The following is a 24,828-nucleotide window of genomic DNA, read 5'->3' on the forward strand; positions in this document are numbered from 1 at the left end:
CGGCAAACGGCCGGAGCCATGGGGTCCGTCAGGGGTGTCACGGGATCTCACGGCGCTCGGAGCGCTTGGTCGAGATCGGCGACGATGTCGTCCAAGTGCTCCATGCCGATGCTCAGCCTGACCATGTCCGGCGGCACCGGAACCCGGGCCGGGTCGGCGTCCGCGGCCTGCTTGTGTGTGGTGGCGCCGGGGATCGTGGCCGTGCTCCTGACCTGGCCGAGGTTGTTCGCCCGCCAGACGAGCGCGAGCCGGTCCATCACCTCGTGGGCGGCCCGGACGCCGCCGGCCGGGCGGAAACAGAGAAGGAAACCGAACCGGTTCTCCGCCTCTCCCCCGTCCAGTTCGCTGTCGACCAGCCACATGTCGCGCTTGGCGATGTGGTTCGACCGGTGGCTCTCGAGTCCGGGGTGGAAGACCTCGACGACGCCGGCGTGGCCCTCGAGATGGCGTGCGACCTCGAGCGCGGTGCGGGACATGACGTCCACCCGGCCGCGCAGCTCCCGGATGTCGGCGAGGATCGTCCACGCGTTGAACGGGCTGATGACCGCGCCCATGTCCCGCAGCGGACCGCGGCGCAGGTGTCCCGCGTAGTCCGCCGAGAGCTCCGCGGGCTGGCCACGCAGCTCCAGACCGTGCCGGGCGATCACCGCTCCGCCCATGCTCCGGCCGCTGGCGCCTGCCGCCTTGGTGAGCGAGTGCACCACGATGTCCGCGCCGAGCGCCAGCGGACGGAGCAGGGCGGGCGTGGCGAGGGTCGCGTCGACGATGAGCGGGACCCCCGCCGCCCGGGCCAGCTCCGACAGCGCGGGGATGTCCACGAGCTGGACCGTCGGGTTCGACGGCACCTCCGCGTAGAGGAACCGGGTCCGCTCGTCGATGTGCCGGGCCCAGTCCCCCATCGTCAGCGGGTCGTCGACCCAGCGCACATCGACTCCGCGTTCCTGCCCGTACCGCTTGTCGAAGACCATGGTGGTGGAGCCGTAACACTGCGGCGACGCCACGATGTTGGGCCTGTCACCGGCGGCCGCGGACAACAGCGGCATCGTGGCCAGGGTGATCGCGCCCATCCCGGTCGCGGTAAGCGCGGCGCTCACCGAGGCGTCGACCCGGTATCCCTCCAGGGCCGCCACGGTGTGCTCCAGGATGCGGACAGTCGGGTTGCCCCGCCGCGTGTACACCCAGCCATCGCCGTCCTCTGCGGTGGCGGCGAGCATCGCCTCCATCGACGGGAAACTCTGCGCAGTGGCCAGGTGCGCGGGCTCGCTCAGCGCACCGAGGTGGTGGGCCGACTCCGCATGGTCGTAGGCGCCGCTGACGGCCAGGGTCGTGAATCGGGCGCCCGTCACAACAGCGCCTCGTCTTCCACCCGCGTCGGCCCGTTGCTCACGGTTGTTTCCTTTCCGTCACAGTGCTGCGGTGAACTGGTGGTCTGCGGGGCAGGAGGGTTTTCGCGGGCGCGGCCTAGAGCCGGGCCAGCTCGTCCTGGAGGTCGTCGAGACCGAGCGGACCGAGCGACAGCGCGGCCGAGTGCCAGGACTTCAGGTCCAGCTTTCCTCCGCGCTCCGCGTGGGCCGCCGCGGCCGCGGTCCGGCCGTCCATCCAGGCCTTCTCCCCGAGCTTGTAGGAGATCGCCTGGCCGGGCAGGCCGAGGTAGCGGTTGACCTCGCTGTCGAGGTATTCGGCGGACTGTCCGCTGTGGGCGGCGAGGAACTCCCGCGCGAGGCCGGGGGTCCAGCTCTGTCCCGCGGAGACCGGCGCGTCCTTCGGGATGTCCAGGGACAGGTGCACCCCGATGTCGACCAGGACCCGCACGGCGCGCAGCATCTGCCAGTCGAGGAAGCCCAGGCGCTCGCCTGGGGTGCGCAGGTGGCCGAGCTCGTCCATCAGTCGTTCCGCGTACATGGCCCAGCCCTCGGTACAGGCGTCGATGCTGGCGAGGGCCGACTGGTACGTCGATAGCTCGGTTCCCAGATGCCGCCACTGGGCGAGTTGCAGATGGTGGCCCGGTACGCCCTCGTGGTACCAGACACTGCGAAGGTTCCACAGGGGGAAGCGCGTACGGCCCTGGGTGGGCAGCCAGGTACGGCCGGGGCGCGTGAAGTCGACGCTCGGCGGGGTGTAGTAGGCGGCCGAGCCGGTGCCCGTCGGCGCGATGGCGGCTTCCACCACGCGCACGGGAGGGGCCAGATCGAAGTAGGTGCCGTCGAGGTCGTCGATCGCCTGGTCCATCCAGGCCTGCAGGCGCAGCCGCACCGGTTCCACCCCTTCCACGGCCTCGCTGTTGAGGTCGAGATGGCGCATCGCCTCGACGGCGGTGGCCCCCGGCAGCACGGACGCGGCCTCGGCCCGCATCTCGGCCCGGATTCTTCGGTACTCCTCCCACGCCCAGGCATAGGTCTCCCGCAGATCGAGCGTGGCGCCCGTCCAGAACCGCGCCCAGGTGCGGTACCGGTCGGCGCCCACGCCGTCGGGGCGGCCCTCGGTCGCGGGCAGATGGTCGGCGCGCAGCCAGTCCCGCAGTCCGGACAGTGCCGCCGCGGCGTTGCGGGCCGCGGTGTCGAGTTCGGCCCGCAGTGCCGGCGGCACGTCGGCGGCCTCGCAGAAACCCGCGTACCAGCCTCGGCCGTCGCAGTCGCGGCTCCAGGCGTCGAGCTGGTCGGCGATGACCAGGATCTGTCGCGGGGCCGCGACGAAGGTGCGCTTCTCCAGACCCTGGGCCAGGGACTCGCGGAAGCCGTCGAGCATCCGCGGGACGAGACTCATCCGGCGCGCGACCGCGGTCCAGTCGTCCGCGGTCTTCGTCGGCATCAGCTGGAAGATGTCCTGGACGCGCTGCTGCAGGCCGAAGACATTGACGATCTCCCGCAGGTACTCGTCGTCGACACTGATGGCCAGGTCGGCCTCCAGGCGCTCGCGCAGCAGGCGCCCGCACCGTCGCTCCTCGGGCGACAGGGCGCCGGCCGCGGCCCGCTCCGCCCGGTCCAGATCACGCAGGGACGTGCGGAACACATCGTCCATGCGGGCCCGGCCCTGCGGCGAGAGGTCGGGCATCTCGCCCCGGCCCTGCGGAACCCCCAGCCACGTGGCGATGCCCGGCTCCACCCGGGCGAGCTGCGTGACGTAGGCATCCGCCACCTCGCGCACCGCACGGGAGCCGGCAGACATGTCGTCGCCCATGTGTCTCCACCCCACCCTGAATCGTTCGGTCATCGGCACTGTCCGGGAGCACGGCGATTCGCCGTGGACCACGCAACGGCCTTGGAAAACGCGGTGCGCCGCACCGCCGGGAAACAGACTGGCCCGGCCCGATCGGCCGGTCAATGAAGGCCGGATTGAACGCGGTGGTCAGCGGGGCAGGAGCATTCCGGCGCCCTTGTCACGGGCGAGGGAGTGGACGCGGGTCGCGAGAGCCACGTCGTGGACGCCCATGCCGAAGGGGTTGATCACCGTACGGTCGGTGGAGGTGATCGGGCGCTCGTAGGCGCCCGCCAGCAGTGTGGCGAGGTCAGCGTCGACCTGCCGGGCCCCCGGCGCCTCCGTCCCCGGACCGGTGGCCCGCCCGGCACCGGCGAGGCGGCCCAGGAGGCGGGTGTCGTCCTCGCTGACGAGGTGCCAGTCGTCGACGAACAGGTGCTCCACGCCAAGGAGTACGTCCTCGGCGGCGTCGTCGAGGGACACGTTGACGAAGACGGAACCCTCCGGCAGCCAGGCCAGCGGGACGTAGGGGGTCGTGGTCGTCGTGCAGGCGAGGGTGACCGGGGCCGAACGGACCGCCGATTCGGGGTCGGCCGCGATCTCGAACTCGATCTGGGGCAGCGATGTGCGCAGGTCCTCGGCGAATGCCCGGCTTCTGGCCGGCGACAGGTCGAAGACGCTGACCGACTTCACCGCGCCGTGCGCCGCGAGCAGACCCAGGTGCGTGCGTGCCTGTACGCCGGACCCCAGCAGGGCCACCCGGTCCACGGTGGACAGCGGGCGGACGGCGCGCAGCGCGGCGACGGAGACGGCCGCGGTGCGCAGCGCACTGATGTGCGCGCCCTCCATGACGGAGACCGGTTCGGCCGTTTCGCTGTCGAAGAGCAGGATCAGACCGGCGGCACGCGGCAGGCCCCGGTCCGGATTGCCCAGGCTGGCGTTGATGACCTTGCATCCGTACGCGCCCTCGTGCCAGGCGGGCAGGACCAGGCTGCGGGCCGCGGCTCCGTCGGGGGCCTGCCAGCGCAGCGCCGCCTCGGCCGCCACGCCGGACCGGTGCGCGCGCACTCCGAGGAAGGCCTCGGTGACCGCGGTGAGCGGGTCGATCTCCGCGCACAGCGACCTGACGGTGGCGCCGTCGAGGTACCGCAGAGGTCTGGGTTCGGCTCGCATGGACTGCTTCCTCTCGTTTCGGAACATGGGAACTTGCGCCCCTTGAGGGGCTCGGACGGGCTCCCTTACGGTCGCCCGCATGACATCTCCGCGACCTCGCACCAAGAAGCCTCCGCGCTGGCTCCTGCGCACCCCGGACCCGGACGCAGCGGCCCGGCTCTTCCTGTTTCCCTACTCGGGGTGCGGCGCCTCGATGTACCAGGCGTGGCCTCGGCGCATCGGGGCGATCGACGTCTGTCTGATCCAGCCGCCGGCCCGGCAGAACCGGATCGCCGAGCCGCACTACGGCACGTACGAGAACATGGCGCGGGACCTCGTCGAGTACCTGCGGCCTTATCTGGACCGGCCCTTCGCGTTCTTCGGGCACTGCGGAGGGGCGCTTCCCGGGGTCGAGGTGGCCCGGCAACTCGCCGCGGTCGGGCTCCCGTTGCCCCAGCGGATCTTCGTCTCGGGACAGGTTGCGCCGCACGACGGGCCGTACAGCCGGCTTTTCGCGCTCGGCCGCGACGGGCTCCGTGCCGAACTGGGCCGCATCATCACCGCGCTCGGTGGTGAGCCGAGTGGCCCGCTCGTCGAGATGGGCCTGACGGTCCTCGCCGACGATCTGGAGGCGAACCGGCGGTACTCCCCCGGCCGGATCATCGTCCATTCGGGGATCACGGCGATCGGCTGGTCCGAGGACACCGAGATTCCCACGAAGCTCATGGACGGCTGGCCGGACGTGTCGGTCGACTGCCGGTCCGTCGAGCTGAGCGGCGACCACTTCGCGTTCCTCTCCGCGCCCGAGGCCCTGCTCGCCGAGATCCGTCGGGACCTCGGTCCGGTGGCCGGGAGCCCGTCCGAGTAGGAGTGGGTGGCCGGTCGGGCCGCGGGCGGCGGGTGTCCCACGCCGCCCACACGCTCTTATCCGCCGGCCACCTCAGCGGCTCTCCAGAGGCCGCAGCGCATGGTGGCAGCCGGTCCGGCGGGCCCGTGTCCGCAGCGGCACCGGGCTCGCCCACCCTGCGTGGCGGTCCGCGTAGTGCCGGCTCAGCGGATGCCCCGACTGACCGGCGGGCAATTCGGCGGTGACGACGTCGTCCACCGTGACCACGACCCGGCCGGCCGCGCCGAAGCCCGGCACGGCGGTGCGCACGGTGTGCAACGTTCCGGCCTGTGCGCGGGGGCGGATGCCCAGCAGCCCGTCCGCCCACGGCGCGAGTGCGGTGAGGGGATGCCGGAAGCCGACCCTGTTCAGCCGGCCCCATTTCTGCGGACGTGCGGGCAGCGCCGCCCGCACGCAGTCGGCGACGAAGCCGTCCACGTCGCTGGTCCCGGCGGGCAGGAGTGCCGGATCACGGGCGCCGAGGATCGCGAGCACGGGACGGTCGTAGTCCCGGAACGGGAAACGGAACGAGGCTTCGTGCTCGCGGCAGACCACCACGTAGGGGGCGAGGACGCGCCGGGCCAGGATGTCGCGCAGGCGCACGAGGACACCGAACGCACGCGAGCCGGTCGCCGCGGTGCCGTCCCACTCCGCGAGCAGGGCCCGGACCGGATCACCGCGCTGGAGCGCGGAGACCGCCAGGTCCCGGTAGGGCAGGTAGAGAGCGGCCGTGACGTCGTGCTGGAGCGCGCGCATACCCGCCGCGTCGTGCCGCTCGGCCGCGCCGAGGACCGCGCGAATGCGGCGCGCACGATGGCCCGGGTCCAGGTCGAGGCCGATCCGGAACTCGTCCTCGGGCAGGGCGCCGTCGTTCGCCGAGACGAGGACACCGTCGGCGGGTTCGACGATCCGGGGGCGCTCCTTACCGGTGAGGTGGCCGTCGGCCGGTTCGCCGCGCGGGCTGCCGGCCGGGCGGCGGGGCAGCAGCCCCGTCGCCACGTGCGTCAGCCGGTTCCGGTCCGTGACGAGCACGTTGAGCGCGACCCCGTGGGCGTCGTCGAGGACCGCGACGGCCTCGTCGACGTCACAGGCGTGGGCGAGCCGCTGGAACCGCAGGTCTGCGGCGCGCGGATCGTGCCCCGCCCAGCGGACGGCGACCTTCTCCCCGCTCAGCGCGTCGGGCGCGACCGGCATCGTGCCGACGGTGGTGACGTCCACGGTGACCGGCCCGCGGCCGCGGATGCGGATCTCCTCCGTCCGCGTCCGCAGGTCCTGTTCCTCGACCGGCACGAGGTCGAGCACGTCGGCAGTGAGGTTCGTGACACCCCAGGCGATCCGTCCGTTGGTGCCCGACAAGACCACCGGCAGGCCCGGGCTGGCCAGGCCGCGCAGGCGGGTGCCGGGCCACGCGAGGTCGACCTCGTACAGGACATTGGGCACGCCGAGGGCCAGGTGCAGGTCGTTGGCGAGCAGTGGCCCGTCGTCCCCGGGCGCGATCCAGCAGTTGGAGCCTGGAATGGCGCTGTCCAGGGCGAGGAGGTCGTCGGTGACCTGCTCGGCGCGGTGACGTGCCAGGCCGGGGGGCGGGCCCGCGGCGCTCCCGCCAGGCAGCAGGAACTCGGCGACGGGTGCGGGCAGCGCGCGGCGCACGACCGCCTCCGCCCGCTTGGCGTCCTCGTTCCAGGACAGCGAATGCGACAGCACGAGCGAGGTGAGAACGCTGTCCTCCACCCGCCACGGCTGCGGCTGGTACGACAGGAAGCTGCACTCGAACGGGGTGTCGTGCGCGTAGGCAGCGTTGACCCCGTCGGCGAACGCTGTCAGCAGTTCCCGCTCGGGCTCGGCGAGCTGCTCGGCCGCGACCCGGGCGGCGGTGTCGAGCCCGAGGCGGCGGTACACGGTGTCCACCGGCAGCGCCGTCCTGCCCCACACCTCCGAGAGCCTGCCGCCCCCGGTCCGGCGCACGAGGTCGAGCTGGAATCCGCGGTCACGGCCCATCGCGTAGCCGAGGGCGCGGATCGCGTCGTGGTAGGTCCGCGCGGTGATCCGTGTGACACCGTCGCCACCGCACTCGACCTGCACCGGCGCGGTCAGCGTGGGCACCTCGATGTCACCGGGGCAGCGCGGGGCCGAGTCCCTCAGGGCGCGCAGCAACCGCCGCTCAACTGCGACCCGGCCCCAGTTGCGATGCAGATAACCGGCGATGCCGGCCGCGCCCGCGACGAGCACGGCCGCCGACGCCCAGGGCCACGGGAAGAGCACGACGGCGAGCAGCACAGAGGCCGGGCCCGCCGCGCCCACCACCCGGACTGTCGGCAGCCGCCACAGGCGGCGCAGGCGCGGACGGTGCGCCGGGCAGGTCACGAGGTCTCCAGCAGGGCGGTGGCGGCGTCCTGCACGGCGGTCGTGATCGCGTGGAGCAGTTCGGCGGCCAGCTCCTTCGGCGTGCTCGCGGGCTTGAAGCGTAGTTCGAGCACCAGGGTGTCGCCGGCGGGCACGAGCCCGAGGACGAAGCCGGACTCGGTGGCCACGACCTGGGCGCCCAGCACGTCGCGGCCGGGTGCGTAGGGAGTGAAGACGAGGCCCTCGTCGGGCGCGACGGTGGCAACCTCCTCCTGTCCGACGAGCACCGCCTCGAACACCGGCCCCTCGTCGGGGCACCGGTCCCGCAGGTCGGCGAGCACCTCCTCGAACGGAAGTTCCTGGTTGTCGAAGGCGTCGATACAGACCTCTCGGGCCTGCCTCCCGACCGCGACCGGATCAGTGTCGTCCAGCCGCATCCGCAGGACGACGGTGTTGGTGACGAGCCCGACGACCTCGTCCATGCCCGGCTCGACGCGATTGGCGAGCATGGTGGCGATGCGGATGTCCTCCCGGCCGCTCCACTGTCGCAGCGTCGTGGCGTAGGCGCCGAGCACCAGCATGAAGTCGGTCATGCTGTGGGCGCGGGCCGCGGCGCGCACCGTCCGTACGTCATCGGCGGAGAGCGTCGTCCGGGTGACTGCCGACCGCAGCCGCTGCACGAACGAGGCCTGGGTGTTCAGCTCGGCGAAGCGGCTGCCGGGGCCGTCGGCGAACGCGGGGAACGGCGGGGCGAGCCGGTCGCGCCAGAACTGGCGCTGGCGCGTGCCCTCGTCGGTTGTGAGCCAGTGGGCCCGGTCCCTGGCGAGGGCGCCACTGCCGCGGGGAACCGGCCGGGGCGCGGGTGCGCCGTCGGCGGCGATCTCGCGATAGATCCGGGCGGCTTCGGACAGCAGCACCGAGAGCGACCGGCCGTCGCACACGATGTGGTGCACATTCACGAAGACGACGTGCTGGTCCTCGCCGATCCGGTGCACGACCACGCGCAGGAGCGGAGCCCGGTCGAGAGGGAGCGCCGTTCGGGCGGCGGCGGCCATGCGCTGCTCGCACTGACGGGCCGGATGCCCGTCGGCCGTGTGGTCCTCGATGTCGATCCGGATCGTGACCTGGGATTCGACCACCTGGACCGGGCCGTCGCCAGTGTCCTCGAAGCGGGTGCGCAGCGCCTCGTGACGGGCCGCCAGTTCAGCGAAGGTCCGCTCCAGGAGCGCGATGTCGAGGGGCCCCTCGGCGTGCAGCGCACCCGCCATGGCGAACAGTCCGATGCCGGGGAGCCGGCCGGCCACGTCCCACATCTGGCGCTGGGCGCGGGAGAGCGGGTGGCGGGACGCGGGCCCGGCGGCCGCGGGTGCCGTGGCCGGCGTCGTCGGGGCCGTGCCGCCCCCCAGGGCTCTCGCCACGCCCGCGATCGTGGGCTCGGCCATGAAGGCGCGCATCGACAGTGCGCCGTGGCGGGCCCGGAGCCGGCTGACCACCTGCATGGCGGTCAGCGAGTCGCCGCCCGCGTCGAAGAACGGCGTCTCCGCGTCGATGTCCGCGATGCCCAGGACCTCGGCCCAGATCGCGCGGACTTCGGCCTCCACCGCAGCGCGGACGGGCTTCGGGGTGCCCGCCGGGGTGGTGACGGGGGCAGTGACGGGGACACTGGGCACGAGCGGGGCGAGCGCCCGCGCGGGGGACCCGGCCTCGTCGGCGGCGCCGGGGGCCAGCAGACGTGCCAGGTCGGCGATGCCCGGCAGCGGCGTCGCGCGGAAGGGCTGCCCGGCGTCCTCGACGATCGCGGCCAGCGACCTGCGGTGCGCCTCGGCCGCGAGGACCATCGTGCTCTCCGGGAGCGCCGCCGCGTCGTACTCCATCAGCAGCCGCAACTCCTGGGTGCGGACGTCGACGGTGTAAGCGGAGCTGTACGTGTAATGCGTGGACTCCAGCTCCTGCGAGTCCAACAGCTCCAGTCCGCCGGCACCGATCATCCGGCGGGTGTCGTGGTAGTCGGTGAAGTTGAAGCTGGAGTCGAACAGAGGCTCCGCGCCGTGCGCGGTCTGGATCGCCGCGTTCGGGTACCAGCGGTGCTGCATCATCTCCCGCTCCTCCTCGTGCAAGCCTGCCGCGAGCTGCGCCCACGACTGCTCGCCCAGCGCGACCCGCAGGGGAAGCTGGTTGAGGAAGAGACCGAGCACGCGGTCGGCGTCGGAGATCTCGGGCCGGCAGCCGAACACCATGCTCGTGGTCACCTCGTCGGAGCCGGTCAGCCAGGACACGACCCGCAGGTGCGCGGCGCTCAACAGGGTCTTCACCGGCACACCGAGCCGGCCGGCGACGGCCCGCAGATCGTCGAGGCGGCCCGCAAGATCCACGTGGAACTGTCGCATCACGGGCGTGCCCGACCGCTCCGGTGCGATCAGCCGGGTCCGGCCCGCGGTACGTCCGGCCCAGAACCTCTGGTTCTCCTCATCGGCGAGCGCCCGCTGTTCCAGGGCCACGTAGTCGCCGAAGCCGGCGGGCGGAACCGGCCGCGGTGTCACCGTACCCGCCGCGTCGAGCAGTTCGAGGTACCGGGCGTGCAGGTCCTCGAAGAAGACGTTCACCGACCAGCCGTCGAGGATGACGTGGTTGTGGGTGAAGATCAGCTGGTAGTCGGTCGCGGACGTGGCGATTCCCACGAGCCGGAACAAGCCCGGCCGGGACAGGTCGAAGTCCTCGGCGGTCTCGCGCGCCACGACCTGCCGGATGCGCTCCTCCTGACCCTCGGCATCGAGCCCGGTCAGGTCCTCGAACACGAACGGCACCTCGATACCGGTGTGCACCCGCTGCACAGGTCCCAGCTCGCCGGCCAGGTCGAAGCTGGTGCGCAGCACCGGATGAGCGTCGGTGACGGCCTGCGCGGCCGCCCGGAAGGCCCCCGGGTCCAGTACGCCGCGCACCCGGTAGCTCAGCATGATGTGGTACACGCGGGCGTCCGGCGTCATCTCCTGGTGGTACACCATCCCCGACTGCAGAGCGGTCATCGGATAGGCGTCGACGACGTCCGGTGGGAAGACGCCACCGGCGGGCAGGCCCGAGAACGGCTCGCGGACGGTCCGTTCCGCTCCCCCGGTTCCGGCGAGCGGCGCGAGGGCGGCGACCGTCGGCGCGGCGTACACGTCCCTCACCGTCAGGTCCAGGCCCCGGTTCTTGGCGAGGCCCACCACGCGGATCGCCCGCATGGAGTCGCCGCCGACGTCGAAGAAGTCGGTACCGGTGGTGACGGACGGATCCATGAGCACATCGCGAAACACGTCGAGCAGCAGCGCCTCGGACGGATCGGCCGGAGCGGTGTCACCCGGCGCCGACGGCACGCACCCGGGCACCGGGGCGGTGGCTGCGGCGGCGACCACGGCCCGCCGGTCGAGCTTGCCGTTGTGGGTAAGGGGCAGGTTGTCGACCACCACGACGGTTCGAGGGACCATGTAGCGGGGCAGCGTCGAGCGCACCGCGGCCAGCAGCTTCGCCGGTTCGGGCGTGGCACCCGCCTCGGGAACCACGACGGCCACAAGGTGCGCACCGCTGTCGTCCGTGCCGACCGCGACACCGGCCGCGGCGATTCCGGGCCGTGTGCAGAGTGCCGCCTCGATCTCGGCGAGTTCCACCCGGAAGCCGTTGACCTGTACCTGCTGGTCGCGGCGGCCGAGGTAGGCCAGGGTGGTCCCGTTGCGTCGGGCGAGGTCGCCGGAGCGGTACATCCGGGCGCCCGGGACAGGGGTGAACGGGTCGGGCAGGAACCGCAGGGCCGTCTCCCGGGGTCTTCCGAGGTAGCCGTCGCTGACCTGCGGACCGCCGACGTAGATCTCGCCGACACACCGGTCGGCGACCGGTACTCCGTCGTCGTTCAGCACGTGCAGCGCGGTACCGGGCAGCGGCGTGCCGATGTCGGACTCCGCCGTCCGGGTGTCCTCGGGCCGCAGCCTGCGCCACGACGCGTGCACCGTCGTCTCTGTGATCCCGTACATGTTGACCAGTTCGGCGCGGTGCCCGACCTCCTCGTACCAGCGCTCGACCAGCCGCCGGTCCAGCGCCTCGCCGGCGAACAGGACGTACCGCAGATGCTCGGTGGAGTCGGGCCGCGCGGCGAGCGCGGGCAGCATGACGGTCAGCGCGGACGGGGTCTGGCTGAGCACGGTCACCCGCTCGCGCGCGCACAGCTCGGCGAACTCCTCCGGCTCCCACGTCGTCAGGCGCGGCACCACGACGAGCCTGCCGCCGTGCACGAGGCAGCCGAACATCTCGTACATCGACACGTCGAACGAACAGGCGTGGAAGAGGGTCCACACGTCGTCGGGGCCGAGTCCGTAGCCGTCGGCGGTCGCGTCGAGCAGGCTCAGCACGTTCCGATGGGTGACCCTTACACCCTTGGGGCGGCCCGTGGAACCGGAGGTGTAGATCACATAGGCCACGGCATGGGCGGGTACGTGGGCGAGCCGCGTCCGGGCCGCCGGGACCGCTAGTTCGGCGGGGGCGGCCCGCTCCCCGGGCACCGTCGCGTCATCGGTGATGGTGAGGCGGGCGCCGGAGTCGGTGAGGATGTCGGTCACACGCGCCGTCGGCCAGGACTCGTGCAGCACGAGGCCGGCACCCCCCGAAGCCATCACGCCGATGATCGCGACGACGAGATCAAGGCCTCGCGGCAGCGAGACGGCCACCACGTCCCCGGCGCCGATCCCGCGCGCCCGCAGGCCCTCCGCGGTCGCTTCGATCCGCGCCCACAGGTGCGCGTACGTCAGCTCGCCCTCGGGTGCGCTCACCGCGATCGCGTCCGGCCGGGAACGGGCCGTCGCGGCGAGGCGGCCGGTCAGCGATTCGCCGGCGTGCGGCTGCCGGGCGGGCGCGGCGAGCGCGCCGGGGGCGGCGGCACCGAAGGTTCCGGCGGCGAGCGCGGTGCCCGGGGCGTCCGGGTCGGCGCCGGCGGCGGCCAGCACCGCGAGGACGGTGCTCGCGATCGCCTCGACGTCCGCGTCGGCCACGGCCCGGCGATCCGCCTCGACGTACAGCGTGAGGGTCTCGCCTTCGTCGCGGACCAGAAAGTTCAGCCCGTACTTGGCGCCGACCTGTGCCACCTCGACATGCTCGATCGCCAGGCCGGGGAAGTCGGGCGCGGGCAGCGCGGTGCCGAGGTCGGTGACGATGACGTTGAACGCGGACCGGGCGGCGGGGACGTCCTCGGGTACGGGCGCGTGCCGGACACCGCCGAGGACGGCCGTCCGGGTCCGCCGCACAAGGTCGGCGAAGGGGGCGTGGCCGGCATCGAGCCGGACCGGGACCATGTCGAGCAGCAGGCCCACGACCCGCTCAAGGCCGGTGCGGTCGCGCCGCGAGACGGGCATGCCGACCACCAGGTCCTCGCGCCCGGTGTAGCGGGACAGCGCGACCGCGACGGCGGTGGTGACCACGGTGAAGACGCCGGAGCGGGTCCGTTCGGCGATCTGCCGCACCGCGGCAGTGGCGCCGGCCGGGACGACCACGCGGTGGGCGTGGCCGCGCCCGGCGGCGGCCCCGTCGAGCAGCGGAGGCAGCGGAAGGCCGCTCAGCTCCGCGTCGTCGAACGTCTCCCGCCAGTACCGGCGGGCGGAGGTGAGATCGGCGTGGGCGACCCGCTCGGCCTCCCAGCGGGCGTAGTCGGCCATGGCGACGTCCCCGGCGGGGGCGGGCGGCCGCTGCCGCGCGATCCGGCTGCCGTAGCAGCGGGCGAGATCGTCGAGGAGCGGGCCGAACGACGTGCCGTCGGCGATCACGTGGTGGAGGACGAAGAAGAAGACGTGGTCCTGCGGCGCGAGCCGGAACAGACGCATGAGCACCGGCGGGGCCGTGTCCATGGGCAGGGGCAGGTCGGCGAGGCGCGCGCACTCGGCCAGGCAGGCCTCCAGGTCCGCCGCGCCGGCCACGGTCAGCGGGGGTTCCACCGACGACAGGACCCTCTGCCGGGGTTCGCCGTCTGTCACCGGGAAGACGGTGCGCAGCGACGGGTGCCGCTCGTGCAGGTCACGCAGCGCCGTGACGAACGCGTCCTGGTCGAGCGGGCCGTGCAGGCGCAGCGCCCCGCACAGGTTGTAGGTGCCGTCCTCGGCGAAGTACGCGGTGGCCCACAACGAGCGCTGAGCGGCCGTCAGCGGGCCGGTGTCCGCGCCCGAAGCGGGGGGCCAGGTCAGTCCCTCGCGTCGGCCGACGAGACCGATGAGGTCCTCCCGGTGCAGCTTCATCTGCGCCAGCAGCTCGGCGGACAGTTCCTCGCCCCGGCCGCGGTACCGGAGCCGGTCGTCGACGAGGCTCAGGGTCACGCCGAGGTCGTCCAGGCGACTCAGCACGTCCCGCGCGCTCACAGCTCCCCCTCGAAGACCGGCTCGGCGGAGCGGCGGTCGGTGCGCAGGCGGTCCAGCTCGGCGGCGACCTCCTCGACCGTGCCCAGCTCGAAGAAGTCCTCGAGCGCCAGCTCGACACCGGTCACCTCGGTGAGCCGGTAGAGCACCTGCACCGCCAGCATCGAGTGGCCGCCCAGTTCGAAGAAGTCCTGGTCGACGGCGACCGTCTCCCTCTCGAGCAACTCTCGCCAGACCGCGGCGACCTGATTCTGTGTCGACACCTTCATCACCTTTCGCCGAAAGTCAGTACCGCATCGGGCTGGGCCGCGCCGGCGCGCAGCACGTCGGCCATCGCCCGCGCCCAGGCCGCGACGGTCGCGGAGTCGAGCGTCTCCGGCCAGAACAGGAGTTCCAGCCGGAGCCGGTCGTTCTCGCCGGAGACGTCGATCATCAAGTCGAGGTCCATCACGGGGTCGGCCAGCTCGCGCGGCTCGATCCGCAGGGCCCCGATCCGCATCCCGGTGCGCCACGCGCTCTGGTGCGTGACCTTCACCTGGAACAGCGGGAACCGGCCCGGGCGGCGCGGCGGGTTCACCGCCGCGACCATCGTGTGGAAGGGGAGCCGGTCGTGCTCCTGCGCGCCGAGCACCTGCCGCCGGGCCAGGTCCAGCAGGTCGCCGAAGGACGGTGCCGCGCCGGGCGCGAGCCGTACCGGGAGCTGGTTGACGAACGTGCCGACAAGCTCCTCGCTGCCCGGCCACGAGCGGTTCACCGAGTCGATGCCCAGCACCAGGTCGGTGGTCGCGGTCGCCTCGCGCAGCACGACGTACGAGGCGGCGAGCACGGCCATGAACGGCGTGGCGCCGTGGGCCCGGGCCGTCTCGGCGAGCGCCTTGGTGTCGTCCGCCGAGAGGAGGGTGACCGTGTGGTCGGTCTCGAAGGTCGGTTTGGCCGGCCGGGGCCGGTCGAGCGGCAGGTCGAGAGCGCCGGGGGCACCCGCCAGCTCCCCGGTCCAGTACCGCGTGCACTCCTCGGCGTCGGGGCTCTCCAGCCAGGCGCGTTCGGCGGCGACGTAGTGCGAGAACGCGGTGCGGGGCAGGGACACCCTGGTGTCGCCCGCCAGGGCCCGCTCGTAGTACTCGGCGATGTCCCGCTTGAGCACCTCCAGGGACCAGCCGTCGGCGATCAAGTGGTGCAGGGCGATCGCGAGGACGTGGTGGTCGTCGGCGATCCGCTCCAGCCGGGCCTGCGCCAGCGGTGGTTCGGGGGTGCGGGCGGAGATCTCGAACCCGTCCGCGGTGCCCGGCTCCAGGAGGAACGTGGCAGCGGGCCGCAAAACGGCCTTCGGGACGCCGCGCTCCTGGGTGAAGGCGGTGCGCAGCGGCTCGTGCCGGGCGACGACGGCTGCCAGCGCGTGCTGAAGCGCTTCCTCGTCGAGCGGGCCGTACAGGTCGAGGGAGAGCATCAGCAGATTGGGCGCCTTGCGGCGGTGCAACTGCTCGAAGAACCACAGCCGTTCCTGTCCGGAGGACACGGCGCCCACAGCGCGCGGTTCCTCGCCACGGGTCACCGGTTCCGCGGCCTCCACAGCGGCGAGGAGACCTCGTGGGGTCGGCCGGGACAGGAACGCCCGCAGCGATGTGCCCTCCGCGCCGAACCGGGCGCGGGCACCCGCGACCAGGGTCATCGCGAGGAGCGAGTCGCCGCCCGCGGTGAAGAAGTCCTCGTCCGGGCCTGTCACGGCCACGCCGAGTGTTTCGGCCACCAGTTCGCGGGCCGCGTCGAGGTCGAGCTCCTGGGCGATGGCCGCGCCGGTGTCCGCGGCGGGATCGTCGGCGCACAGGACCGCAAGTGCCCGGTGGTCGGTCTTCCCCGAGGTGTTCACGGGCAGCCGCTCCAGCACGGTCACCTCGTGCGGGACAAGGTAGTGCGGGGCGGATGCGCGCACGGCAGTGGCCACGTCGGTCGGGGCGTCCATCGTCACGAAGGCGCGCAGCCGCCCTCCGGTGAACACACAGGCGGCCGACCGGACGCCGGGCACCCGCAGCAGCTCGGCCTCGGCATCGCCCAACTCGACGCGGTGGCCGCGGATCTTGACCTGCCGGTCGCGGCGGCCGTGGAAGTCGATGGTGCCGTCGACGGCACGGCTCACGCGGTCGGCGGTGCGATACAGCCGTGCGCCGGGCGCCCCGGACAGTCCGTCGGGGACGAAGGTCAGCGCGGTGCGTACCGGGTCGCCGATGTAGCCGCGCCCGACCCCGCGGCCACCGACCAGGAGTTCACCCTCGGTGCCGTCCGGCACCTCGTGGCCCTCCGCGTCGACCACGAACAGCCGGGTGTTGAGCACTTCCCGGCCGATCGACGGCCAGGACCGGGCAGCGCTCTCGGCGGCGGTCACCACGTGGTGGGTGACGTCGTCGGAGCACTCGGTGGGGCCGTAGGCGTTGACGATCGGGATGTCCGGGCAGTGCTCGTACCAGCGTTGGGCGACCGCGCCCGGGAGTGCCTCCCCGGTGGCGACGAGGCACCGCAGCGAGGACAGCCCGGCACGCAGATCGTCGTCGAGCTGTGCGGTGAGCACGGCGAGGAAGGACGGCACGATCTCCAGTACGGTCACTCCGTGCCGGCGGACCCACGCCACGAGCTCGGCCGGCTCGGAGATGTCGCGGGGCGCGGCCACCGCGGTCCGTGCGCCGACGGTGAGCGCGACGAGGGTCTGCCACACGGAGATGTCGAAGGACAGCGGCGCGGTGAGTCCGACGACGTCGGCCGGGCCGAGCCCCAGGTCCGCGATCTTGGCCGCCAGGTGGTTGTCCATGCCGCCGTCCGCGACCATCGCGCCCTTGGGCGTACCGGTGGACCCGGACGTGAAGATCACGTACGCGAGGCCGTCGCGCGGCCGCACCGTCTCCCGGGCCGTACGGGGATCCGGCCCGCCGGGCTCCGTGGCGGCAAGGAGGACACTCGGCCGGGGGTCGAGCCCGGCCACGACCTCGGCGGCGAACGCTTCGTGCCCCGGCTCGACGAGGAGCGCCCGTACCGTGGCGTCGGCGCACATCCGGCGGGCGCGCCGCACCGGCACGCTCGGCTCCACCGGGACGAAGGCCGCGCCGGCGAGCAGGACGCCGAGCATCATCGCGACGTACCCGGGGCCGCGGTCCGCGACCAGCGCCACCACGGTCTCCCGCCCGGCGCCGGCTGCCCGCAGCGCCTCGGCGTGCCGCCGGGCCAGGGCGTCCAGTTCCGCGTACGTGTGGGTGACGCCGTCGGCCACCACGGCGGGGGCCTCGGGCCGCTCGTGCCGCGACGAGGCAAACCGGGTGAGCACGGGGCTCGCGATCGGATCGGTCATGATCAGGTCCTCTCCACCAGGTCGCGTACGGGAAGCAGCTCGGCCAGGGACGCCGCGTCGGCACCGGCCAGCGCGCGCACCGTGGCACGCAGCCGACGGGCCAGGTCTTCGATGCCTGCTGCGTCGAACCGGTCGGTCCGGTAGCGGTAGGTCACCCGGTAGCCGCCGTCCCGCTCCTCGATGTCGATCAGCAGCGGGTACGGGGCCGCGGCGATGTCCAGATCGGTCGCCGTCACGTCGAGACCGGTCAGTTCGAGGGGCCGGGAAGGCGGCTGCATCACGAGCATCACGTCGAACGGCGATCCGTCACCGCCGTCGGCCGGTGCGAGGAGCGGCGCCAGGTCCTGGAAGGGCACGTGCGCCGATCGGTAGGCCCGCAGGGCGCCCGCTCGGACCGCGGCCAGCGCCTGGTCCGGTGAGTCGGCCGGGGCCAGGTCGACGGCCAGCACCGAGACGTTCAGCAGCGGGCCGACGATCCGGCGCCACTCGGGCCGGTCGCGCTGGGCGATCAGGGTGCCGAGCATGATCTGCTCACGCTCGTCCGTCCCGCTGTGAGTGAGGGCGGCCAGCGCGGTCGCGAACACCATGTACGGGGTGGTGTGGGTACGGACGGCGAGATCGCGCACCGTCGCGCCGAGGTCCGCGTCGAAGGCATCGCGGTGTCCGGCGGACGGCGCTTCGTCGGGCCCTGCCGGCACGGCCCGCTCAGGCAGTGCGGACCGCCTGGCCGGACGGGCGGCCACGTCCCGCCACAGGGCCGCGGTCTCACCGCGGTCGCGCCCGTCCCGCCAGGCTCGCTCGTCGAGGCAGTAGTCCGCGAATCCGTAGTCGGCCGCCGCAGGCCGCCGCCCGTCGTAGCTGTCGGCCAGCTCGCTCAGGAACACCGCGACGGACCAGCCGTCGCACACGATGTGGTCGACGTTGACGAACAGGCCCCAGTCCCGTTCCCCGAGCCGTGCGAGCAGCGCACGGAACGGCAGCTCCCGGCGCAGGTCGGCCACGACCGCGGCCTCGTCCTCGACGAGTCGGTCGAAGACCTCGTCACCCAGCTCGGCCACCGGGCCCCGCAGGTCCATGCGGCCGAGCTCGAACTCCTCGAGCGGGCGGGCGGTCCAGGTGAGTTCGCCGTCGGCGGTGGCGAACCCGGCCCGCAGCACCGGGTGCGCGGCCAGGGTCTCGCGCAGCGCCGCCTCCAATGCGTCCGCGTCCAGGTCCCCGCGCATCCGCAGCACGCCCGGCATGTTGTACGTGGGTGCGTCGGGGTCGATCTCGCGCAGGAACCAGAAGCGCTGCTGTGCGGCGCTGGCGGGCACCGGTCGCGACGGGTCCGCGGGAACCCGGTCCCGCACCCGGTCGGCGGTGGCCGGGTCGGCCGCGCGCACGGCTCCGACGAAGTCCCGCAGCCGCGGGTGGGCAAAGACGACATCGACCACCATCCGCACGTCGAGCAGGGCGTTGACCCGGTCGATCATGGCGAGCGCGAGCAGTGAATGGCCGCCGAGCTGGAAGAAGCTGTCGTCCCAGCCCATGGCGTCGAGTCCCAGCAGGTCCGCCCACAGGTTCCGGACGGCCGCGGCGAGCGGGTCGTCCAGGTCTGCCGTGGTCGACGTGGCCGCAGGCGCGGTGAACGACAGCGACCGGTAGTCCACCTTCCCGTTCTTGGACCGGGGCAGTCGGCCGAACTCGGCGATGATCGTGGGGATCATGTGCCGGGGCAGCAGGTCGGCGAGGAGGGCGCGGAAGTGTTCGTCCTCGTCCGGGCCCAGCACCGTCGCAGGGCCCTGCGGCCCGCCGGGACGGGACACGTACCCGACGAGCGCGGCTCCCGCGGGCCCATGGTGGACCTTCACCGCGGCCTCGACGGCGCCGGGGCACCGGCGCAGCGCGGTCTCGACCTCGCCGACCTCGATCCGCTGGCCGCGGATCTTGATCTGGGTGTCGGCGCGGCCGAGGAACTCCAGATCACCGTCGGCGTTGACGCGGCCGAGGTCGCCGGTGCGGTAGAGCCGACCGCCGGGGGCGGGCGCGTACGGGTCCGGCACGAACATCTCGGCGGTCCGCCTCGGGTTCCCGCGGTAGCCGCGGCCGACCGCGCCGCCGCCGATGTGCAGCAGGCCGACCACACCGGGCGGCACCGGCCGCAGGTGCTCGTCGAGGACATGCACGGTGGTGTTGGCGAGCGGACGGCCGACCGCGGTGGTCATCGGCGCGCCGGGGCCGGCCGCGCACAATCCGGCGGTGACGTCGTCGGTGCACTCGGCGGGACCGTAGGCGTTGAACACCGGGATGCCGGGCAACTCCCGTGTCCAGCGACGCAGCACGTCGTGGGTGAGGCTCTCGCCCGTGGACAGCATCACCCGCAGGGCGCCGGGCGTCGCGGCGAAGCCCGCGTCGAGCAGCGCCATCATGTTGGAGGGCACCAGCTCCAGCATGGTCACACCGCCGTCGACGACGGCCTTCAGCAGGCTCGCGGGGGACTGCGAGTCCGGTTCGGGCACGACCCGTACGCGACCGCCGGTCATCAGCGGAGTGAGCAACTGCCATACGGAGATGTCGAAGGAGACCGGGGCGGTCTGCGCCACACAGTCGTGCTCGGTGAGCCCGAACTGCTCGACCATCTGCCACATGTGGTTGGTGACGCCGTAGTTGGTGGAGACGGCGGCCTTGGGCACACCCGTGGACCCGGAGGTGTGGATGATCGTCGAGGTGGCGTGGTCGTGGCAGAGGCGCGGCGGCCGGACGCCGGTGGCGCCCGACACCAGCTCGGCGAGATCGAACACCTCCCGGTCGCCGAACAGATGGCGGCCCGAGGGTCCGGCGACGATGACGGCGGGGCCGACGGAGTCGACCATCGCCTCGGCCCGCCGGGGCGCTTCGCGCGGACTGATCGGCACGTAGGCGCCGTCGGCCTTGTGCAGGGCGACCAGGGCAACCAGGTAGTCGGCGGATCGGTCGGCGCTCATCACGACGGTACGGTCGGTGGCCACGCCGGCGGCCCGCAGCCGCTCGGCCGCGTGGTTCGCACGGGCGTCCAGCTCGGCGTAGGTCAGCCGGACCCGTCCGTCGTCGACGGCGATGCTGTGGGGAGCGCGGTCGACCCAGGCCTCGAAGGAGTCGAGGTAGTTCCCCGGGCGCGGCACGCCGGGGCCGGTCCCACGGGCGATCAGCGCGGCGGCCTCGTCCTCGGCGAGCAGGGGCAGCGGGCCCGGCGTCCCCGCGCCGACGCCGGCGAGCAGCACCGGCAGGGTCCTGGCCACCAGCTCGGCCTGGTGCCGGGAGACCGATGCGGGGTCGTACTGCAGCTGGAAGTCCAGCACGTCGTCGCGGACGGCCACGTTCAACCCGAGGTCGGACTGCGTGGTGTGGTCGGGGACCGCATGGCCGTGCAGGACGACGGCGCCCGCCGCCAGCTCCGCGTGCTCGTCTCCCGTCACAATGCCGGCCGCGCCGGGCAGCGAAGCCGTGTAGCAGGTGAACATGGCCTGGAAGACCGTGGCCGTGGCGGTGTCCCGGTCGGGGTTGACCAGCCGCACGATGTCGGACAGCGGCGTGTCCGCGTGGTCCAGCACGTCGAGGACGTGGCGGTGAGTCGCTGCGGCGAACTCGTCGAACGGCGTCTCCGGACGGTGGGTGGAGCGCACGGGGACCACATTGACCAGGTGGCCGACCCATCCGGCCAGCGACCGGTCCGTGCGGCCGGCGGTGGGCACGCCGACGATGAGGTCGGGCTGGCCCGACAGCCGGTGCAGCAGGTCCTGGTACGCGGCGAGCAGGAGGTTGTGCAGCGTCAGTCCGTGCTCGCGGGCGTACTGGGTCAGCCGGGTACCGGGTACCTGGAAAGCCAGGGACTCACGGGGCGCTCCGGCCCGGGGACGGCCGAGGTCGGGCAGGGTGAGGGTGGGCAGTTCGCCGTCGAGCTCGGACCGCCAGAAGTCACCGTGCTCGACGGGCGCGACGGGGGCCGGCAGCGGGTGGGGGTCGGCGTGCTCGCCGCGCAGCGCGGCCGCCAGGTCGGCGACGACGATCGCGAAGGACGACACGTCGCACACGATGTGGTGCAGGGACAGCGCGAACAGCCAGTCGTCCGCCCGCCGCAGCAGCGCTGCGCGCAGCGGGGTGCCGGCGCCGAGGTCGAACGGACGGGTCGCGATGTCGCGGTACCAGGCTGCGGTCCGCTCGTCGGTCCAGCCGCGCCCGTCTGTGACCTCGACCTCCGGAGCGCAGGTGTCGCGCACGTCCGCGTGCGGGGCGCCGTCATGCGTGGTGATGACCAGACGCAGGCTCGGATGGCGGGTGGCCACGGCGCGCAGTGCCGCGCGGAAGGCCCCGGCGTCGACGGTCCCGGTGACCCGGAAGGCGCGCGTGACGTTGTAGTCGCCGCTGTCCGGCACCGCCCGGTGCAGGAACCACACGGCGCGCTGGGACGGGGTGAGCACATAGCTGTCGACACCGTCGGCCGCGACGGCGGGGGCCGCCGGCGAGGTCGCGGCGGCCGAGGCCGCGGCGGAGAGCCGGTCGATGGACTCCGCGCGCAGCGCGACGGTGGGCGGCAGGACGACGCCGAGCGCCTCTTCCAGGTCGTGCCGCAGACGGACCGCGGTCAGCGAGTCGGCGCCGAGGTCGGCGAGGGCGGCGTCGGCCGACGGGGGCTGCGCGAGACCGAGCAGGGATCCGATGTGCAGGCGCAGCGCATCGGTCAGGGAGTGGCCCGTCAGCAGGTTCGTGAGCGAGGAGGCGCGTCCGTCCAGCGTGTCGTCGTGCAGGACCGGCAGTACGGCGTCGAGGTGGCGCCGGCGGGCCGCGTAGCGCTGGACCTTGCCACTGGAGGTCTTGGTGATGGTGCCGGGTGGCACGATCAGGACTGTGCGGGCGGTGACGCCGTGGACGCGCGACAGGGTGGCGCGGATCCGGGTGGCGATCTCCGCGTACCGCGCGGCCGGGGTGCGGGCGCCGACCTCCTGGCAGACCACGACCGCTTCGTCGCCGTCGTGGTCGACGCCGAAGACGGCGCAGCGCCCGGGCCGGACCTCGGGGTGGCAGGTGCCCGCGTCGGCCTCCAGGTCCTCGGGGTAGATGTTTCGGCCGCGCTGGACGATGAGGTCCTTGGCACGGCCCACCACGAACAGTTCGTCGTTGTCGCGGAAGCCGAGGTCACCGGTGCGCAGATGAGTCCCGAAGCTCTTCCCGCCCCAGTAGCCGTCGCCGTTGCTGTCGCTCGCGACGGCGATCTCGCCGACCTGGCCGGCGTCGAGCGTGGTGTCGCCGTCCTGGGCGATGATCCGCACGTCGGCGTGGTCGGGCAGCCGGTAGGCGGTCAGCTCCCGGCCGTCCGCGAAGGTCCGGGAGACGGCCGGGGCCACGGTCGTGACCAGCAGCGTCGATTCGGCCAGGCCGTAGCAGGGCAGATGCGCCGAGGAGCGGAACCCGGTGTCGCGGAACGCTTCGGTGAAGGCGCGCAGGGTTCGGGGGTAGACCTGGGCGGCACCGTTGAACGCGACGCGCCAGCGGGACAGGTCGAGCCCGGCCTTCTCCTCCTCGGTGACCTTGCGCACGCACAGGTCGTAGGCGAAGTTCGGGCCGCCGCTGATGTCGGCTCCCTCGGCGCTGATGGTCTCCAGCCAGCTCGCGGGGCGTCGGATGAACGACAACGGATCGAGGACGACGCCCTTGGCGCCGGTGTGGAGGGGCTGCAGCATCGCGCCGATGAGACCCATGTCGTGGTGCAGGGGCAGCCAGCTGACAATCGTGGAGTCCGGCGTGACGCCGAACGACCGCTGGATGGCCGCCTCGTTGTGCATCAGCGCGCCGTGGGTCACGACCACACCGCGGGGGGTACTGGTGGAGCCGGACGTGTACTGGAGAAAGGCGACGTCGTCGGCGGCCGCCGTCGGCAGGTCCGCGCCGTCGTCGGCGGTGTCGGGCTCGATCAGATCGGCGAGCAGCCACTCCTGGGCCTCGGCGAAAGCCCGCAGTTCCGCGTCCTCCCCGGCCAGAGCAAGATCCCGGACGAACGACAGCGAGACAACGAGCGAGACATCACAGTCCCTGGCCACGTTCAGCACGCGGCGCCGGGTGCCGTCGTCGACCGGCAGCGGCACGGGCACGGCGATCACCCCCGCGGCCAGACAGCCGAGGAAGGCGGGGGCGAACTCAGGTGCGGTGGGGAACAGCAGCAGCACGCGCGAGCCGGGCCGTACCCGCTCGGTAAGGGCGCGGGCCACCGCGAGCGAGCGGCCCCACAGCTGTCCGTAGGTCAGATCGACGCGTGGGCCGCCGCCGAGCGACGCGATGGACAGCGCCGGCTTGCCGGTCGACTCCTGCGCGTGTGCGGCGAGCCGTGCGACCAGCCCGCCCGGGACGTACCCCTTCATTGCATTTCCTTCCACGCGAACCGGATGGTCGCCTCACTCGCGCCGAACATGAGACGTGGGTCGAGCAGGCGGGTGCCCGCCGGGTCGACCGTGAAGTCAAGGGTGGAGTCGAGCAGTGCACGCAAGGCGATGCGGATCTCCAGGCGCGCCAGCGGTGCGCCCAGGCAGTAGTGGATGCCGTGCCCGAAGGCGATGTGCGGACTGGTCGTGCGCTCGATGTCGAAAATATGGGGGTCGCTGAAGACCCGCGGGTCCCGGTTGGCGGCCGCGATCCAGACCGACACCGATTCGCCGGCCGGGATCACGTGTCCGCCGATCACGGTGTCCCGGACGGTCCTGCGTTCCACTCGGGTGGTCTCCGAGCGGTAGCGCATGACCTCTCCGATGGCCGAGTCGAGCAGGTCCGGCCGGGCCCTCAGCGTGGCGACGGCCTCGGGGTGGCGGCCGAGGACGATCATCGCGTTCACGAGGGTGATTGTCGCGGCCTGGCCGGTGGACATCAGAAGTGCGATCAGCCCGGCGGTCTCGTCGTCGCCGAGACATTCGCCTTCGATCTCCGCCGCGATGAGCTTGCTGGTCAGGTCGTCGGTGGGCGCGGCACGCCGCTTGGCGACGAACTGGTGCAGATACGCCTCGGCGACCTGGGTGAGGGAGAGCACCTTCTGCAGCCCGTTGCCCTCGGCACTCGGGTCGGCGAGCGCCAGCAGACTCCTCGACCACTCCTGGAAGAGCCGCTGTCCCTTCTCGGGTACGCCGAGCATGCGGGCGATGACCGTGGCCACGACCGGTGAGGCGAAGTCCCGTACGAAGGCCACTTCGTCGCGGCCGCGCAGGCCTGCCAGGAAGGTCTCGACGGTCTCGCGGATCATCGGTTCGAGCTCGGCGGCCCACCGGGGGGTGAACGCCTGACTCACCAGGCCCCGCAGGTTGCGGTGCCGGGGCGGGTCCATCCAGGTCAGGTTGCCGGTGCGGTAGAGGCGCATCGGCGAGTCCTCGGGCACCGGCCGCACCACGGCGTTGGAGAACGAGCCGTGGTCGGCGAGCACCTCCTTGACCTCGGGGTGGCCGAAGACGTGCCATCCGCCGGTTCCCGGGGCCCGGGTGACCGGGTCGCGGACACGCAGCCAGTCGGTCAGCGCGGCCTCGTCGGCGGGTGGCGGCGTCCACGTGCTCGTCGTCACG

At 72.9% G+C, this 24,828-nt stretch carries 10 protein-coding genes; 1 reads left to right on the top strand and 9 read right to left on the bottom strand.

Features of this window, described 5'->3' with window-relative positions; all coding sequences use genetic code 11:
• Positions 1 to 47: 47 nt before the first annotated feature.
• The 3 genes from ACIRJR_RS35065 to ACIRJR_RS35075 all read right to left on the bottom strand — a co-directional run bounded on the left by ACIRJR_RS35065 (position 48) and on the right by ACIRJR_RS35075 (position 4,368).
• The gene (locus ACIRJR_RS35065; RefSeq protein ID WP_403788475.1) at positions 48 to 1,346 is read right to left on the bottom strand and encodes a trans-sulfuration enzyme family protein; all 1,299 of its coding nucleotides are present in this window, start codon (positions 1,344 to 1,346) and stop codon (positions 48 to 50) included.
• Between the two features lie 115 nt (positions 1,347 to 1,461).
• Complete coding sequence (locus tag ACIRJR_RS35070; RefSeq protein ID WP_403788477.1) at positions 1,462 to 3,177, bottom strand: DUF885 domain-containing protein; 1,716 nt, start codon at positions 3,175 to 3,177, stop codon at positions 1,462 to 1,464.
• Positions 3,178 to 3,345: 168 nt separating this feature from the next.
• Positions 3,346 to 4,368 carry an ornithine cyclodeaminase gene (locus ACIRJR_RS35075; RefSeq protein ID WP_403788479.1) on the bottom strand — a complete coding sequence of 341 codons (1,023 nt, stop codon included), beginning with the start codon at positions 4,366 to 4,368 and terminating at the stop codon, positions 3,346 to 3,348.
• Between the two features lie 79 nt (positions 4,369 to 4,447).
• On the opposite strand from ACIRJR_RS35075, the gene ACIRJR_RS35080 reads away from it, so the two are divergent.
• Positions 4,448 to 5,215 carry a thioesterase II family protein gene (locus ACIRJR_RS35080; protein ID WP_403788481.1) on the top strand — a complete coding sequence of 256 codons (768 nt, stop codon included), beginning with the start codon at positions 4,448 to 4,450 and terminating at the stop codon, positions 5,213 to 5,215.
• Positions 5,216 to 5,287: 72 nt separating this feature from the next.
• Here ACIRJR_RS35080 and ACIRJR_RS35085 read toward each other — a convergent pair whose 3' ends face one another.
• The 6 genes from ACIRJR_RS35085 to ACIRJR_RS35110 are packed head-to-tail and all read right to left on the bottom strand — an operon-like array spanning position 5,288 to position 24,827.
• A complete protein-coding gene (locus tag ACIRJR_RS35085; protein ID WP_403788483.1) occupies positions 5,288 to 7,597 on the bottom strand; it encodes a penicillin acylase family protein in 2,310 nt (769 codons plus the stop codon).
• Positions 7,594 to 13,944 (bottom strand): amino acid adenylation domain-containing protein, encoded by a 6,351-nt coding sequence (locus tag ACIRJR_RS35090; RefSeq protein ID WP_403788485.1) that lies wholly within the window; start codon positions 13,942 to 13,944, stop codon positions 7,594 to 7,596. Before ACIRJR_RS35090 ends, ACIRJR_RS35085 begins: the two co-directional genes overlap by 4 nt.
• Complete coding sequence (locus ACIRJR_RS35095; RefSeq protein WP_403788487.1) at positions 13,941 to 14,204, bottom strand: phosphopantetheine-binding protein; 264 nt, start codon at positions 14,202 to 14,204, stop codon at positions 13,941 to 13,943. Before ACIRJR_RS35095 ends, ACIRJR_RS35090 begins: the two co-directional genes overlap by 4 nt.
• Positions 14,205 to 14,209: 5 nt before the next feature.
• Positions 14,210 to 17,275: an amino acid adenylation domain-containing protein gene (locus ACIRJR_RS35100; protein WP_403788489.1), complete on the bottom strand. Its 3,066-nt coding sequence runs from the start codon at positions 17,273 to 17,275 to the stop codon at positions 14,210 to 14,212.
• Between the two features lie 2 nt (positions 17,276 to 17,277).
• Positions 17,278 to 23,646 carry an amino acid adenylation domain-containing protein gene (locus tag ACIRJR_RS35105; RefSeq protein WP_403788491.1) on the bottom strand — a complete coding sequence of 2,123 codons (6,369 nt, stop codon included), beginning with the start codon at positions 23,644 to 23,646 and terminating at the stop codon, positions 17,278 to 17,280.
• On the bottom strand, positions 23,643 to 24,827 hold the full coding sequence (locus ACIRJR_RS35110; RefSeq protein WP_403788493.1) for a cytochrome P450: 1,185 nt from the start codon (positions 24,825 to 24,827) through the stop codon (positions 23,643 to 23,645). Before ACIRJR_RS35110 ends, ACIRJR_RS35105 begins: the two co-directional genes overlap by 4 nt.
• Position 24,828 lies beyond the last annotated feature (1 nt).

The organism is Streptomyces sp. NPDC102402 (assembly GCF_044765765.1).
GTDB lineage: Bacteria > Actinomycetota > Actinomycetes > Streptomycetales > Streptomycetaceae > Streptomyces.

Excerpts from the sequence above, each read along its gene's own strand:
- ACIRJR_RS35105 (WP_403788491.1), bottom strand. The coding sequence starts at position 23,646 with ATGAAGGGGTACGTCCCGGGCGGGCTGGTCGCACGGCTCGCCGCACAC.
- ACIRJR_RS35080 (WP_403788481.1), top strand. The coding sequence starts at position 4,448 with ATGACATCTCCGCGACCTCGCACCAAGAAGCCTCCGCGCTGGCTCCTG.
- ACIRJR_RS35070 (WP_403788477.1), bottom strand. The coding sequence starts at position 3,177 with ATGGGCGACGACATGTCTGCCGGCTCCCGTGCGGTGCGCGAGGTGGCG.
- ACIRJR_RS35075 (WP_403788479.1), bottom strand. The coding sequence starts at position 4,368 with ATGCGAGCCGAACCCAGACCTCTGCGGTACCTCGACGGCGCCACCGTC.
- ACIRJR_RS35100 (WP_403788489.1), bottom strand. The coding sequence starts at position 17,275 with ATGACCGATCCGATCGCGAGCCCCGTGCTCACCCGGTTTGCCTCGTCG.